The sequence below is a fragment of the Streptomyces sp. NBC_01408 genome (assembly GCF_026340255.1).
Classification (GTDB): domain Bacteria; phylum Actinomycetota; class Actinomycetes; order Streptomycetales; family Streptomycetaceae; genus Streptomyces.
The window spans coordinates 4075637-4090571 of sequence record NZ_JAPEPJ010000001.1; the positions used below are offsets into that span (position 1 = coordinate 4075637).

A 14935-nucleotide genomic window follows, 5' to 3' on the forward strand; every position below is an offset into this window, starting at 1 on the left:
GCGGCGCCGGAGTGGCTAGGCTCCGATCATGGGTCGCCGTGCTCCGTTCATCGCCGTGACGGTCGCGCTGCTGCTCAGCGGCTGCCACCACGAGGCCGGGCCCCGCGCGCCGAGGGCGCTGGCCCGGGTGCCGCTCGCCGGTGCCGGGTTCCCGCCGGACGCGGCCGCCGCCAGGACCCTGCTGGCCGGGCTGAAGGTGGAGTGGGGCAAGAACTGGCAGACGTACAAGCGGGAGAACTTCGGCAGGTACTGGTCCGACGAGACCGACGCCGTCGGCGGGCGCAACGGCTGTGACACCCGCGACGACGTGCTGCGGCGGGACCTGAGCGAGCTGCGCGAAGGGGACCGCAACCCCTGCGTCGTGCTGTCCGGGGTGCTGCACGATCCGTACACCGGCAAGGCACTCCCGTACACCTACCGGCGTGCCTCGCAGATCCAGACCGACCACGTGGTCGCGCTGGGCGCCGCCTGGCGGGGCGGCGCGTACGGCTGGACGCCGCAGCGCAGGCTGGAGTACGCCAACGACCTCGACGTCCTGCTCGCCGTGGACAAGCAGACCAACTACGACAAGGGCAGCAGGACCGCCGACAAGTGGAAGCCGCCGCGGCGGGAGTACTGGTGCGAGTACGGGCGCCGGTACACGGGGATCAAGGCCAAGTACCGGCTGTCCGTGACGGCGCCCGAGAAGCTCGCCCTGCAGGAGCTGCTGGCGGCCTGCCCTCAGTGAGACGCCGCCGAGAACAGGGTGTGCATCGCCCGGCGCAGGCCGCAGATGTCCGCGACCGGCTCCGGGAAGTCGAAGCGGACGTCGAACGCGCCGGCGGCGCCGCCGGTGAAGCGGACCCGCAGGCCCACGCGGTCCAGGGCGAGGGGGACGGCGGTCATGGCGTCCGCACCCCGCGATCCCAGCAGCCCGCACAGTTCGCCGAGGCGGTCGCCGTGGGCCGTGTGCAGGTGCTGGAGCAGCTCCGCCTCGTGCGGGGACATCGGGTCGGGCTCCGCCGTGGCCAGGGCCTCGGGCTCGACGTGCTCGGCGCCCCACAGGTCGTCCACCGATATCTCGCCGACCTCCAGGCGCAGCATCATCCAGGCCGGCCGTCCGGCGTACGGGGGCTCCAGCGACTCCGCCATGCCCAGCAGCTCGCCCACCGGCCGGCGCTCCGCGAGCAGTGCCGCGCAGGCCGCGCGGTCGCTCCCGCGCACCGGCGTGAGCCACCCGGCCAGCCATGCGCGGCCTCGGATACGATGGGGCACGGACACCGGCGCCACATCCGTGATCTCGATCACGGCGGTGAGGTCGTCGTCCTGGGCGTGAGCGGCTGCCCTGGCAGCCGCGGATTCCCCGGAAACAAGGAGAATCACGTCCCCGTCCGGGGTGACGGTCCGTGCGACCGGCATCCCTGTCCCGAACTCGTCGAGTGCCTGGCTGTCACGAGCACCCGGCAGGGTGAGGGATACTGAGGCGTTGGACTCTACGAGGGTTCGTACGCGTTCGGCTCCGGTGAGCTGCCGAACGCCTTCCCTGGGACGCGGCTGACCTTGCTTATCGTCGTCGAAAGCAGATTCCGTTTCGTTGGAATCTGAACTTCGACGCGCACTGGGCAGGGGGATCCCATGTGGTCGAGACATTACGTCCTCCTCGCTAAGGTAAGCCTCACCTAACTTACATGGAGGTAGGTTCCACGTGAACCAGAAGCGACCCAAGGTCAAGAAGTCGCGTGCCCTCGGCATTGCGCTGACCCCGAAGGCCGTCAAGTACTTCGAGGCCCGCCCCTACCCGCCGGGCGAGCACGGCCGTGGCCGCAAGCAGAACTCGGACTACAAGGTTCGTCTGCTGGAGAAGCAGCGTCTGCGCGCTCAGTACGACATCTCTGAGCGTCAGATGGCCCGCGCGTACGACCGCGCCAAGAAGGCCGAAGGCAAGACGGGCGAGGCGCTGGTCGTCGAGCTCGAGCGTCGCCTCGACGCCCTGGTCCTGCGTTCGGGCATCGCCCGCACCATCTACCAGGCTCGCCAGATGGTCGTTCACGGCCACATCGAGGTCAACGGCGACAAGGTCGACAAGCCGTCGTTCCGTGTCCGCCCGGACGACGTCATCACCGTGCGCGAGCGCAGCCGCGAGAAGGTTCCGTTCCAGGTTGCCCGTGAGGGTGGCTACGCAGGCGAGGGCGAGACCCCGCGCTACCTGCAGGTCAACCTGAAGGCCCTGGCCTTCCGCCTGGACCGCGACCCGAACCGCAAGGAAATCCCGGTCATCTGCGACGAGCAGCTCGTCGTCGAGTACTACGCCCGCTGATGCAGGCCTAGTCTCAACTGGCTGGTCAGCCCGCCGTCCCCCTCGGGGGGCGGCGGGTTTTCCGCGTTCCAGGTGCCGTTGCCGCGGCGGACAGGGCCGCCAGGGCCGCACGGCCGTCAGGGCTGGTCCGCCGCCGCCCGGCGCTGCGCCCGAGGTCCGCGCAGCCCGCCCCGGCCCGTCACCCGCCGCGCGGAGTCCGCGGCGCCCCGCTCCCCGGGAGCGCGCCGTGCGCGCACGACGAGCGCCTCCCGGCTCAGCTCCCGCCCCTCGGCGGCGTACGCCGCGTAGCGCTCGGCGCCCAGCAGCTCGCCCGCCCGCTCCTGGCACATCAGCCGCGGGGCGTTGAAGTACCCCGAGCCGAACAGCTGGAGCCCCACCCCGTCCCACATCGCCTCCGCCGCCCCCTGGAGCACCGCCGCCTCCGCCGGATGGCCCTCGGCGACCGTGACCAGGGCCAGCAGCTCCAGCGCCAGCACCAGCCCGACCAGGTCGCGGAAGGTGTGGTTGATCTCCACGCACTCGGTCAGCAGCCGCCGCGCCTCGGCCGTGGCCCCCGCGTCCAGGGCCGCGTACGCGAGGACGTACAGGGCGTACGCCTTGGTCCAGCGCTCCCCGCGCTCCTCGCAGATGTCCCGGACCTCCTCGCACAGCGAGAGAGCGCCCGCCAGTTCCCCTTGGAAGGCCAGCGCCATCGCCAGCTCCACCTGGCACATCAGCACGCCGCTGTTCAGCTCCCCGGCCTCCCGGTACCGCTCCAGCGCCGAACCCAGCAGCTCCCGGGCCCGCGCCATGTCGTCGGAGACCAGTGCCAGACAGCCCAGCCGGTGCACGGCGTAGGCCGCCGCCACCGGGTTGCGCGTCTGCGCCGCCCCGTCCCGGCACTCGTACAGGGCGCTCATCGCGGCCACCGAGTCCCCCTGGAGTGCCGCGACGTAGCCGAGCACCCACAGCGCCTTCAGCCGCGAGCTCTCGTACGCGCCCTCCGCGGGCCCGGAACCCGGGCCGGGGTTGCCGGCTCCCGGCTCCAGGGTCCGGTCCAGCCAGTGCCGGCCCTCGGTCAGCCGCCCGCATCCCGCCCAGTAGAACCAGAGGGTGCCCGCCAGGTACTGGCCCAGGTGGACCTCGTCCGGCTCCTCCAGGCAGCACTCCAGCGCGAGCCGCAGATTCGGCAGCTCCGCCTCCACCAGCGCGGCCACCTCCTGCTGGCGCGGGCCGAACCAGTCCAGCTCGCACCACGTCGCCAGGCCCATGTACCAGTCCCGGTGGCGCCGGCGCAGCCGCCGGGCGTCACCCGTCGACTCCAGCCAGCCCGCCCCGTACAGCCGTACGGTTTCCAGCATCCGGTAGCGGACCCTCGCGGCCGTGTCCTCCCGGACCAGCAGGGACTGGGCGAGCAGCTCCCCGACCAGGTCCAGCACATCCTCCACGGGCAGGTCCGGGCCCGCGCACACGTACTCGGCGGCGTCGAGGTCGAACAGGCCGGCGAACACCGACAGCCGCGCCCACAGCAGCCGCTCCCCGGGCGTGCACAGCTCGTGGCTCCAGCCGATCGCCGTGCGCAGCGTCCGGTGCCGGGGGAGCGCCCCGCGGGGGCCGCCCGCCAACAGTGCGAAGCGGTCCTCCAGCCGGGCCAGCACCTGCGCGGCGGACAGCACCCGCAGCCGGGCCGCCGCCAGCTCCAGGGCCAGCGGGATCCCGTCCAGGCGGGCGCACACCTCCGCCAGCGCGGCCCGGTTCGCCCCCGTCACCGCGAAGGCCGGATCGGCCTCGGCGGCCCGTTCCGCCAGCAGCTCCAGGGCCTCCTCCGCGGCCATCGGGGCCAGCGGGAAGGTCCGCTCCCCGGCCAGGTCCAGCGGACGCCGGCCCGCCGCGAGCACCCGCAGGCCGGGGGAGCGGAGCAGCAGCTCCCGTACCAGCCCGGCCGTCTCCTCGACCAGCTGCTCGAAGCCGTCCAGCACCAGCAGCAGGCGCCGCCCGGCCAGGTGCTCGGCCAGTACCGTCCGGGGCGGCCGGGTCGTGTGGTCGGTCAGCCCGAGCGCCTCCGCCAGGGCGAACTCCAGCAGCGCGGGGTCCCGTACGGTGGCCAGCTCGGCCAGCCAGATCCCGTCGCAGTAGCGTTCCTGCGCGTCCTCCCGGGCCGGGTCCGCCGCGCCCGCCCCTTCGGCGAGCGACCGGGCCGCCGCGAGCACCAGCCGGGACTTGCCCACACCGCCCACCCCGGTCACCGTGACCAGCCGGGAGGACTCCAGCAGCCGCGCCAGTCCGGCGAGTTCGCCACCCCGCCCGACGAACCGGTTCAGCTCCGAGGGAAGATTGCCCCCGGCGGTGTCTCGAAGGGGTCTCTGTCGCATGGGACACGGAGAGTACTGGTCCGCACGCGCTGCGTACAACGCGATCCTCCGACCTCGGAATTCCGGTACAGCCGGGGATCTCCGGCGCGATAGGGTCGGAGGGCAAATCTTCAAGCGGTGCAGGTACAGACAGAGAGCGGTGTGACGTGTCCGGTGGAGAGGTGGCCGGGATCCTCGTGGCCGTCTTCTGGGCCATCCTGGTCTCCTTCCTCGCGGTGGTGCTGGTGAGGCTGGCCCAGGTGCTGAAGGCGACCACCAAGCTGGTGGCCGACGTGACCGACCAGGCCGTCCCGCTGCTCGCCGACGCCTCCACCACCGTCCGCTCCGCGCGCACCCAGCTCGACCGGGTCGACGCCATCGCGAGCGACGTCCAGGAAGTCACCTCCAACGCCTCCGCGCTGTCCTCCACCGTGGCCTCCGCCTTCGGCGGACCGCTGGTCAAGGTCGCGGCCTTCGGCTACGGGGTCCGCAAGGCCCTCGGCCGGACGGAAGAGGTACCCGCGAAAACCTCCCGACGCACCGTGATCGTCGGCCGTACGGTGCCGGCGGCCCGGCGCCGGAAGCAGAAGGGCTGAGACCGCCGATGTTCCGCCGAGCCTTCTGGTTCACCGCAGGCGCCGCCGCCGGCGTGTGGGCCACCACCAAGGTCAACCGCCAGCTGAAGAAGCTGACGCCGGAAAGCCTCGCCGCCCAGGCCGCCGACAAGGCGGTGGAGGCGGGCCACCGCCTCAAGGACTTCGCCCTCGACGTCAAGGCGGGAATGACGCAGCGCGAGGACGAGCTGAACGACGCACTGGGGCTGCACAGCGACCCCGACCGGCCCGACAACGTCACCGCCCTCCCCGGGCAGCGGCGGCTGCGGGCCATCGCGCACGACCCGCACGACAAGACCACCCCCCGACCGAAGTTTTCGTACAACCGGAATGAGGACCACTGATGGAGTCGGCTGAAATCCGCCGCCGCTGGCTGAGCTTCTTCGAGGAGCGCGGTCACGCCGTTGTCCCTTCGGCGTCGCTCATCGCGGACGACCCGACTCTGCTGCTGGTCAACGCGGGCATGGTCCCGTTCAAGCCGTACTTCCTCGGCGAGACCAAGCCCCCGGCCCCGCGGGCCACCAGCGTGCAGAAGTGCGTCCGCACCCCGGACATCGAAGAGGTCGGCAAGACCACCCGCCACGGCACGTTCTTCCAGATGTGCGGCAACTTCTCCTTCGGCGACTACTTCAAGGAAGGCGCCATCAAGTACGCCTGGGAGCTGCTGACCAGCTCCGTGGCGGACGGTGGCTACGGCCTTGAGCCCGAGAAGCTCTGGATCACGGTCTACCTCGACGACGACGAGGCCGAGCAGATCTGGCGCGAGAAGATCGGCGTCCCCGCCGAGCGCATCCAGCGCCTGGGCAAGAAGGACAACTTCTGGTCCATGGGCGTCCCGGGTCCCTGCGGCCCGTGCTCGGAGATCAACTACGACCGCGGCCCGGAGTTCGGCGTCGAGGGCGGCCCGGCCGTCAACGACGAGCGCTACGTGGAGATCTGGAACCTGGTCTTCATGCAGTACGAGCGCGGCGCCGGCGACGGGAAGGAGGACTTCCCGATCCTCGGCGACCTGCCCTCGAAGAACATCGACACCGGTCTGGGCCTCGAGCGTCTCGCGATGATCCTGCAGGGCGTGCAGAACCTGTTCGAGACCGACACCCTGCGCGTGGTCATGGACAAGGCCACCGAGCTGACCGGCGTGCAGTACGGCGCCGCCCAGGGCACTGACGTGTCGATGCGCGTGGTCTCCGACCACATCCGCACGTCCGTCATGCTCATCGGCGACGGCGTCACCCCCGGCAACGAGGGCCGCGGCTACGTGCTGCGCCGCATCATGCGCCGCGCCATCCGCAACATGCGCCTCATGGGCGCCACGGGTCCGGTCGTCCAGGACCTCGTCGACGTCGTGATCGACACGATGGGGCAGCAGTACCCCGAGCTGATCACCGACCGCAAGCGCATCGAGACCGTCGCCCTCGCCGAAGAGGCCGCCTTCCTCAAGGCCGTGAAGGGTGGCACCAACATCCTCGACACGGCTGTGACCGAGACCAAGGCCGCCGGCGGCAAGGTCCTCTCCGGCGACAAGGCGTTCCTGCTCCACGACACCTGGGGCTTCCCGATCGACCTCACCCTGGAGATGGCCGCCGAGCAGGGCCTCTCCGTGGACGAGCCCGGCTTCCGCCGCCTCATGCAGGAGCAGCGCGACCGCGCCAAGGCCGACGCCAAGGCCAAGAAGACCGGCCACGCCGACGTCTCCTCGTACCGCGAGATCGCCGACAGCGCCGGGGCCACCGAGTTCACCGGCTACGCCACCAACCAGGGCGAGTCCACCATCGTCGGCCTGCTGGTCAACGGCGTCCCCGCGCCCGCCGCCTCCGAGGGCGACGAGGTCGAGGTCGTCCTCGACCGCACCCCCTTCTACGCCGAGGGCGGCGGCCAGCTCGCCGACCAGGGCCGCATCAAGCTCGACTCCGGCGCCGTGATCGAGGTCCGGGACGTCCAGCAGCCGGTCCCCGGTGTCTCCGTGCACAAGGGCTCCGTCCAGGTCGGCGAGGTGACGGTGGGCGCCTCCGCGTACGCCGCCATCGACGTCAAGCGCCGCCTGGCCATCGCCCGCGCCCACTCGGCCACCCACCTGACCCACCAGGCGCTGCGCGACGCGCTGGGCCCGACGGCCGCCCAGGCCGGTTCGGAGAACAGCCCCGGCCGCTTCCGCTTCGACTTCGGTTCGCCGAACGCCGTCCCCGGCACGGTCCTGACCGACGTCGAGCAGAAGATCAACGACGTGCTCTCCCGCGAGCTGAACGTCACCGCCGAGATCATGAGCATCGACGAGGCCAAGAAGCAGGGCGCCATCGCCGAGTTCGGCGAGAAGTACGGCGAGCGCGTGCGCGTCGTCACCATCGGCGACTTCTCCAAGGAGCTGTGCGGCGGCACCCACGTCGGCAACACCTCCCAGCTGGGTCTGGTGAAGCTGCTCGGCGAGTCCTCCATCGGCTCCGGCGTGCGCCGCGTCGAGGCCCTCGTCGGCGTGGACGCGTACAACTTCCTCGCCAAGGAGCACACGGTCGTCGCCCAGCTCCAGGAGCTGGTCAAGGGCCGTCCGGAGGAGCTGCCGGAGAAGATCGCCTCCATGCTCGGCAAGCTGAAGGACGCCGAGAAGGAGATCGAGAAGTTCCGCGCGGAGAAGGTCCTCCAGGCCGCCGCCGGTCTCGCCGAGAACGCCCAGGACATCCGCGGCGTCGCCCTCGTCGTCGGCCAGGTGCCGGACGGCACCGGCGCCGACGACCTGCGCAAGCTGGTCCTCGACGTCCGCGGCCGCATCCAGGGCGACCGCCCCGTCGTCGTGGCCCTGTTCACCGTGGCGGGCGGCCGTCCGCTGACCGTCATCGCCACCAACGAGGCGGCCCGCGAGCGCGGCCTCAAGGCCGGTGACCTGGTCCGCGCCGCCGCCAAGACCCTCGGTGGCGGCGGTGGCGGCAAGCCGGACGTCGCCCAGGGCGGCGGCCAGAACCCGGCCGCCGTGCCGGAGGCCATCGCCGCGGTCGAGCGCCTCGTCGTAGAGACGGCCTGACGATGACCCTGCGCCGCGGCCGCCGTCTCGCGATCGATGTCGGTGACGCCCGGATCGGGGTCGCCTCGTGCGACCCCGACGGGGTGCTGGCCACACCGGTCGAAACCGTGCCGGGACGTGACATCCCGGCCGCCCACAGGCGGCTGCGGCAGCTCGTCGAGGAGTACGAGCCGCTCGAAGTCGTGGTCGGCCTTCCCCGCTCGCTCAGCGGACGGGAGGGGCCTGCCGCGGCCAAGTGCCGCACCTTCGCCACGGAACTCGCCAAGGGCATCAAGCCGGTCGCGGTCCGGCTGGTGGACGAGCGGATGACCACGGTCACCGCCGCCCAGGGTCTGCGGGCCGCCGGGAAGAACGCCAAGAAGGGCCGTTCGGTCATCGACCAGGCGGCCGCGGTGGTGATCCTCCAGAACGCTCTTGAGACCGAACGGGTATCAGGTAATCCGCCTGGTGAGTGCGTCGAAGTGGTTGTCTGATCGCGATACGGTAACGTTCCGCGCGATGAGACGGCATTCGAACAGCCGTCGCCCACCACTAAAGAGGCGGAACCGGGTGTCACGGCAGACGGAATCCGTGGCCTTCGTCTCGCGGCTCTAGGGGACCGATGACTGAGTATGGCCGGGGCCGTGGCTCCGAACCGTGGCACCCCGAGGATCCCCTGTACGGGGACCAGGGGTGGACCGCGCACCAGACCCAGCAGGGCCAGCCGCCCTACGGCGGCGACCCGCAGCAGCAGTATCCGCAGGAGCCGCAGTACCAGCAGCAGTACCCCGCTCAGTACCCGCAGCAGCCGCAGCAGCCGCAGCCGCAGTACACCGAGCAGCAGCAGTACCAGCAGTACGCGGGGCAGCAGGGCTACGCCCCGCAGCAGCCCCAGGTCCAGCAGCAGGCCCATGCCCAGCAGCAGGTCCACCCCCAGCAGCCGGTGTACGACGGCCAGCTCTGGGACACCGGCCAGGGGCAGTACATGGCCGCCGCCGTCCAGGCCGACCCCTACGTGGCGGCGGACCCGTACGCCCAGCAGACCGTGGTGGGCTACCCCGGCGAGGCCCCCGACCCGTACAGCACGCCCGAGGCGTACCCGCCGCCGACGCCGCCGGACCGGCGCCACCTGGAGCCGGACCCGGCCGATCTGGTGGAGGAGGAGCCCGAGGCCTCGCTGCTCTCCGACGACGGCCGGGACTCCGACGACGGTGACGAGCCCGGCGGCCGCCGGCCCGGCCGGTCGAAGGGCGGCAAGGGCAAGAAGAAGCGCAGCGGCGCCGCCTGCCTGATCGCGTCCCTCGTCATCGTGAGCGTGGTCGGAGGTGGCGGCTACTACGGCTACACCTACCTCAAGGACCGCTTCGCCACGGCCGAGGACTTCACGGGTGAGGGCGTCGGTGAGACCGTCGACGTCGAGATCCCCAAGGACTCCTCCCTGGCGACGATGGGCAACATCCTCAAGAAGCACGGCATCGTGGCGAGCGTGGAGGCCTTCACCACGGCGGCCGGCATCAACCCCAAGGGCAAGACGATCCAGCCGGGCGTCTACCCGCTCAAGAAGAAGATGTCCGCCGCGGCCGCCGTCACGCTGATGACCGACCCCTCGAAGCTGATGGTCATCACGGTCCCCGAGGGCAAGCGCAACACCGAGGTCTACAAGGCGATCGACAAACGGCTCGGCAAGCCGGAGGGCACCACCGAGGAGATCGCCAAGCGCGAGGGCAAGAACCTCGGCCTGCCGGCCTGGGCGGGCAACAACAAGAACCTGATGGACCCGCTGGAAGGCTTCCTCTTCCCGGCGCGCTACGACGTCAGCAAGGACAGCACGCCCGAGTCCCTGCTCAAGCAGATGGTCAAGAACGCGACGGACAAGTACAGCGAGCTGGGCATCGAGGGCAAGGCCAAGGAACTGGGCCTGGAGAATCCGCTCCAGGTGGTCACGGTCGCCAGCCTCGTCAACGCCGAGGGCAAGAACCACGAGGACTTCCGGAAGATGGCCGAGGTCGTCTACAACCGGATGAAGAAGACCAACGACGTCACCAACCAGCGGATCGAGTTCGACTCGACGTACAACTACATCAAGGGCACGAGCGACCTCAACTTCTCGATGAAGGAGGCGAGGGCGCTCGACCACCCCTACAACACGCACTTCATCAGGGGACTGCCCGCCGGCCCGATCGGGAACCCCGGCGCGGAAGCCCTGACCGCTACGCTCAACCCCGACCACGGCGGGTGGATGTTCTTCGTGTCGGTCGACGGGAAGACGACGACCTTCACCCAGACCTACGAGGAACACCAGAGGCTCGCCGATGAGTTCCAGGAGCGGCAGAAGCAGAAGAACGGCGGATAGCACGAAATGTCACGGATAAGGGCCGCGGTGCTGGGTTCGCCCATCGAGCACTCCCTCTCACCGGTGCTGCACCGCGCCGCCTACCAGGAGCTCGGCCTCGACGACTGGTCGTACGACCGCTTCGAGGTCGATGAGGCCGCGCTCCCGGAGTTCGTCACCGGCCTCGGCCCCGAGTGGGCCGGGCTGTCGCTGACCATGCCGCTGAAGCGGGCGATCATCCCGCTGCTCGACGGCATCAGCGACACCGCCGCCTCGGTCGAGGCGGTCAACACCGTCGTCCTCACCGAGGACGGCCGCCGCCTCGGCGACAACACGGATATCCCGGGCATCCTCGCCGCGCTCCACGAGCGCGGCGTCGAGAAGGTGCCCTCCGCCGCCATCCTCGGCGCGGGCGCCACCGCCTCCTCGGCGCTGGCCGCGCTCTCGCGGATCTGCTCCGGCGAGGTCACCGCGTACGTCCGTACGCCCGCCCGCGCCGACGAGATGCGGCAGTGGGGCGAACGGCTCGGCGTCCAGGTCCGGACGGCGGACTGGTCGCTCGCGGCCGAGGCGCTGGCCGCGCCGCTCGTCATCGCGACCACCCCGGCCGGGACGACGGACGCCCTCGCCCCGGCCGTACCCGAAGCGGCGGGAACCCTGTTCGACGTGCTCTACGAGCCCTGGCCCACCGCCCTCGCGGCGGCCTGGTCCGAGCGCGGCGGCAAGGTCGTCGGCGGACTGGACCTCCTGGTCCACCAGGCCGTGCTCCAGGTCGGGCAGATGACCGGCCGGCCCGGACCGCTCGCCGCCATGAGGGCCGCGGGAGAACGGGCCCTCGCCGCCCGGTAGCACCCCCGGCCGGGTCCGTACGCGGCTCCCCGGTGGGTCACCTGATGGACAAGCCGTCCGATTAGTGGACCGGGGCCCGGTGCAGCGGCCCGGACATGGGAGGATCGGGTACGGCGGGTCCGGGCCGCGCACCCGATCGCGCCGTCGCTGTATCAGGCGCGAGCATGAGGAGCATCGTTGAGCAGGTTGCGTTGGCTGACCGCCGGGGAGTCGCACGGACCGGCGCTGGTGGCGACCCTGGAGGGGCTTCCCGCCGGCGTCCCGGTCACCACCGAGCTGGTGGCCGACCACTTGGCCCGGCGCCGGCTCGGCTACGGCCGCGGTGCCCGGATGAAGTTCGAGCAGGACGAGATCACCTTCCTCGGCGGTGTCCGCCACGGGCTCTCGCAGGGTTCGCCGATCGCCGTCATGATCGGCAACACCGAGTGGCCGAAGTGGGAGATCGTCATGTCGGCCGACCCGGTCGACCCCTCGCTGCTCAAGGAGACCGGCCGTAACGCGCCGCTGACCCGCCCCCGCCCCGGTCACGCAGACCTGGCGGGCATGCAGAAGTACGGCTTCTCCGAGGCCCGCCCGATCCTGGAGCGCGCCAGCGCCCGGGAGACGGCCGCCCGGGTCGCCCTCGGCGCCGTCGCCCGGTCCTTCATCAAGGAGGCCGCCGGCATCGAGATCGTCTCGCACGTGGTGGAGCTGGCCGCGGCCAAGGCCCCGTACGGCGTCTACCCCACCCCCGCCGACGTCGAGAAGCTCGACGCCGACCCGGTGCGCTGCCTCGACGCGGACGCCAGCAAGGCGATGGTCGCGGAGATCGACCAGGCCCACAAGGACGGCGACACCCTCGGCGGCGTCGTCGAGGTCCTCGCCTACGGGGTCCCCGTCGGGCTCGGTTCGCACGTCCACTGGGACCGCCGTCTCGACGCCCGGCTCGCCGCCGCGCTCATGGGCATCCAGGCCATCAAGGGCGTCGAGGTCGGCGACGGCTTCGAGCTGGCCCGCGTGCCCGGCTCCAAGGCGCACGACGAGATCGTCTCCACCCCCGAGGGCCTCAAGCGGACCTCCGGCCGCTCCGGCGGCACCGAGGGCGGTCTGACCACCGGCGAACTGCTGCGCGTCCGGGCCGCCATGAAGCCCATCGCGACCGTGCCGCGCGCGCTGGCGACCGTCGACGTGGCGACCGGTGAGGCGACGGTGGCCCACCACCAGCGCTCCGACGTGTGCGCCGTGCCGGCCGCGGGCATCGTGGCCGAGGCCATGGTCGCGCTCGTGCTGGCCGACGCGGTCGTCGAGAAGTTCGGCGGGGACTCGGTCCCCGAGACCCGCCGCAACGTGCAGTCCTACCTCGACAACCTGCAGATCCGGTGACGCGCGGACCACTGGTCGTCCTCGTCGGCCCCATGGGGTCCGGCAAGTCCACGGTGGGCTCGCTGCTGGCCGAGCGGCTCGGCGTCCCCTACCGGGACACCGACGCCGACATCGTCGCGGCCCAGGGCCGGGAGATCTCCGACATCTTCGTCGACGAGGGCGAGCCGTACTTCCGCGAGCTGGAGCGGCAGGCGGTCGCCGCCGCCGTCGCCGGGCACACCGGAGTCCTCGCCCTAGGCGGCGGCGCCGTGCTCGACGAGGGCACCCGCGCGCTGCTCACCGGCCTGCCCGTCGTCTACCTGTCGATGGACGTCGAGGAAGCCGTGCGGCGCGTGGGCCTCGGTGCCGCGCGCCCTCTGCTGGCCGTCAACCCGCGCCGCCAGTGGCGCGAGCTGATGGACGCCCGGCGCCCCCTGTACACCGAAGTCGCGCGCGTCGTGGTGGCCACCGACGACCGCACCCCCGAAGAGGTCGCCCAGGCGATCCTCGACGCTCTGGAGTTGAAGGACGTATGACAGACCAGGTGACGCGGATCCACGTCGGCGGAAGCGCCGGCCACGACCCGTACGACGTGCTGGTCGGCCGGCAGCTGCTCGGCGAACTCGGCACCCTGATCGGTACGAAGGCCCAGCGGGTCGCCGTGATCCACCCCGAGGCGCTCGCCTCGACCGGTGAGGCGCTGCGCGACGACCTGGCGTCACAGGGCTACGAGGCCGTCGCCATCCAGGTGCCGAACGCCGAGGAAGCCAAGACCATCGAGGTCGCGGCCTACTGCTGGAAGGCGCTCGGCCAGTCCGGCTTCACCCGCACCGACGTCATCGTCGGCGTCGGCGGTGGAGCCACCACCGACCTCGCGGGCTTCGTCGCGGCCTCCTGGCTGCGCGGGGTGCGCTGGGTCGCCGTGCCGACCACCGTCCTGGCGATGGTGGACGCGGCCGTGGGCGGCAAGACCGGCATCAACACCGCCGAGGGCAAGAACCTGGTGGGCGCCTTCCACCCGCCCGCCGGGGTGCTGTGCGACCTGGCGGCCCTGGACTCGCTGCCGGTCAACGACTACGTGAGCGGCCTGGCCGAGATCATCAAGGCCGGATTCATCTCCGACCCGAAGATCCTCGAACTGATCGAGGAGGACCCGCAGGCGGCCCGTACGCCCGACGGCCCGCACACCGCCGAGCTGATCGTGCGCTCCATCCAGGTCAAGGCCGACGTGGTCTCCAGCGACCTCAAGGAGTCGGGACTGCGCGAGGTCCTCAACTACGGCCACACCCTCGCGCACGCCATCGAGAAGAACGAGCGCTACAAGTGGCGGCACGGCGCGGCCGTCTCCGTCGGCATGGTCTTCGCCGCGGAACTCGGCCGGCTGGCCGGGCGGCTCGACGACGCGACGGCGGACCGCCACCGCGAGATCCTGGCCGCCGTCGGCCTGCCGCTGACCTACCGCGGCGACCAGTGGCCCAAGCTGCTCCAGACCATGCAGGTCGACAAGAAGTCCCGCGGCAACCTGCTGCGCTTCATCGTCCTGGACGGACTGGGCAAGCCCACCGTCCTGGAGGGGCCCGACCCGGCGCACCTGGTCGCAGCGTACGGCGAGGTGTCGGCGTGAGCCGCCAGGTCCTGGTGCTGAACGGCCCCAACCTGGGCCGGCTCGGCTCGCGCGAGCCCGACGTGTACGGGGCCACCTCGTACGCCGGACTCGTCGAGAGCTGCCGGGCCGTGGGCGAGGAGCTCGGCTTCGACGTCGAGGTCCGCGAGACCAACGACGAGGGCGAACTGATCCGCTGGCTCCACGAGGCGGCAGACGGGAAGATCCCCGTGGTGATCAACCCGGGGGCCTTCACGCACTATTCGTACGGGATGCGGGACGCGGCCGCGCAGCGCACCGCTCCGCTGATCGAGGTGCACATCTCGAACCCGTACGCCCGCGAGGAGTTCCGCCACACCTCGGTCATCGCCGCGGTGGCGACCGGTACGGTGGCGGGCTTCGGCATCGGCTCGTACCGGCTGGCGCTGCGCGCGCTGGCGGACGAGGTCTCGGGCTGAGGCTCCGCCGGGCGGTGACGGCGGGCGGTGGCGGCCGCCGGTGCAGGTAGCCGGTGCTGGTGGACGGTACGGCCCCCCGGGTCATATAACGTTCTCGCATCAGTCGCCGGAACGAGACGG

Annotated in this window: 14 protein-coding genes; 12 read left to right on the forward strand and 2 right to left on the reverse strand. The window is 71.5% G+C overall.

Annotated features, from left to right (window positions below):
- Positions 1 to 28 precede the first annotated feature (28 nt).
- On the forward strand, positions 29 to 727 hold the full coding sequence (locus OG447_RS18580; protein ID WP_266937891.1) for an HNH endonuclease family protein: 699 nt from the start codon (positions 29 to 31) through the stop codon (positions 725 to 727).
- On the opposite strand, the gene OG447_RS18585 is transcribed toward OG447_RS18580, so the two are convergent.
- Positions 721 to 1398: a DUF2470 domain-containing protein gene (locus OG447_RS18585; RefSeq protein ID WP_266937892.1), complete on the reverse strand. Its 678-nt coding sequence runs from the start codon at positions 1396 to 1398 to the stop codon at positions 721 to 723. The genes OG447_RS18580 and OG447_RS18585 overlap by 7 nt on opposite strands.
- 286 nt (positions 1399 to 1684) lie before the next feature.
- Here OG447_RS18585 and rpsD point away from each other — a divergent pair, with 286 nt between their 5' ends.
- Positions 1685 to 2296 (forward strand): 30S ribosomal protein S4, encoded by a 612-nt coding sequence (rpsD, locus tag OG447_RS18590; protein WP_008740451.1) that lies wholly within the window; start codon positions 1685 to 1687, stop codon positions 2294 to 2296.
- Between the two features lie 116 nt (positions 2297 to 2412).
- Here rpsD and OG447_RS18595 read toward each other — a convergent pair whose 3' ends face one another.
- On the reverse strand, positions 2413 to 4647 hold the full coding sequence (locus OG447_RS18595; RefSeq protein WP_266937893.1) for an AAA family ATPase: 2235 nt from the start codon (positions 4645 to 4647) through the stop codon (positions 2413 to 2415).
- Positions 4648 to 4793: 146 nt separating this feature from the next.
- Here OG447_RS18595 and OG447_RS18600 point away from each other — a divergent pair, with 146 nt between their 5' ends.
- From OG447_RS18600 to aroQ, 10 genes are all read left to right on the forward strand, one after another.
- Positions 4794 to 5222: a DUF948 domain-containing protein gene (locus OG447_RS18600; RefSeq protein WP_266937894.1), complete on the forward strand. Its 429-nt coding sequence runs from the start codon at positions 4794 to 4796 to the stop codon at positions 5220 to 5222.
- An 8-nt stretch (positions 5223 to 5230) separates the two neighbouring features.
- Positions 5231 to 5584: a DUF6167 family protein gene (locus OG447_RS18605; protein WP_266937895.1), complete on the forward strand. Its 354-nt coding sequence runs from the start codon at positions 5231 to 5233 to the stop codon at positions 5582 to 5584.
- The gene (gene alaS, locus OG447_RS18610) at positions 5584 to 8253 is read left to right on the forward strand and encodes an alanine--tRNA ligase (RefSeq protein WP_266937896.1); all 2670 of its coding nucleotides are present in this window, start codon (positions 5584 to 5586) and stop codon (positions 8251 to 8253) included. Before OG447_RS18605 ends, alaS begins: the two co-directional genes overlap by 1 nt.
- A gap of 2 nt (positions 8254 to 8255) precedes the next feature.
- Positions 8256 to 8726, forward strand: coding sequence for a Holliday junction resolvase RuvX (ruvX, locus tag OG447_RS18615; protein WP_266937897.1), 471 nt, complete (start codon positions 8256 to 8258; stop codon positions 8724 to 8726).
- A gap of 128 nt (positions 8727 to 8854) precedes the next feature.
- Positions 8855 to 10585 (forward strand): endolytic transglycosylase MltG, encoded by a 1731-nt coding sequence (mltG, locus tag OG447_RS18620; protein ID WP_266937898.1) that lies wholly within the window; start codon positions 8855 to 8857, stop codon positions 10583 to 10585.
- 6 nt (positions 10586 to 10591) lie between these two features.
- Positions 10592 to 11413 carry a shikimate dehydrogenase gene (locus OG447_RS18625; RefSeq protein ID WP_266937899.1) on the forward strand — a complete coding sequence of 274 codons (822 nt, stop codon included), beginning with the start codon at positions 10592 to 10594 and terminating at the stop codon, positions 11411 to 11413.
- 177 nt (positions 11414 to 11590) lie between these two features.
- Complete coding sequence (gene aroC / locus OG447_RS18630) at positions 11591 to 12775, forward strand: chorismate synthase (RefSeq protein ID WP_266937900.1); 1185 nt, start codon at positions 11591 to 11593, stop codon at positions 12773 to 12775.
- Entirely contained in the window at positions 12772 to 13290 is a 519-nt protein-coding gene (locus tag OG447_RS18635) for a shikimate kinase (protein ID WP_323181784.1), read from the forward strand. Before aroC ends, OG447_RS18635 begins: the two co-directional genes overlap by 4 nt.
- Positions 13287 to 14378 carry a 3-dehydroquinate synthase gene (gene aroB / locus OG447_RS18640; RefSeq protein WP_266937901.1) on the forward strand — a complete coding sequence of 364 codons (1092 nt, stop codon included), beginning with the start codon at positions 13287 to 13289 and terminating at the stop codon, positions 14376 to 14378. Before OG447_RS18635 ends, aroB begins: the two co-directional genes overlap by 4 nt.
- On the forward strand, positions 14375 to 14815 hold the full coding sequence (gene aroQ / locus OG447_RS18645) for a type II 3-dehydroquinate dehydratase (RefSeq protein ID WP_266937902.1): 441 nt from the start codon (positions 14375 to 14377) through the stop codon (positions 14813 to 14815). The genes aroB and aroQ overlap by 4 nt, the downstream gene beginning before the upstream one ends.
- The last annotated feature ends 120 nt before the right edge of the window (positions 14816 to 14935 follow it).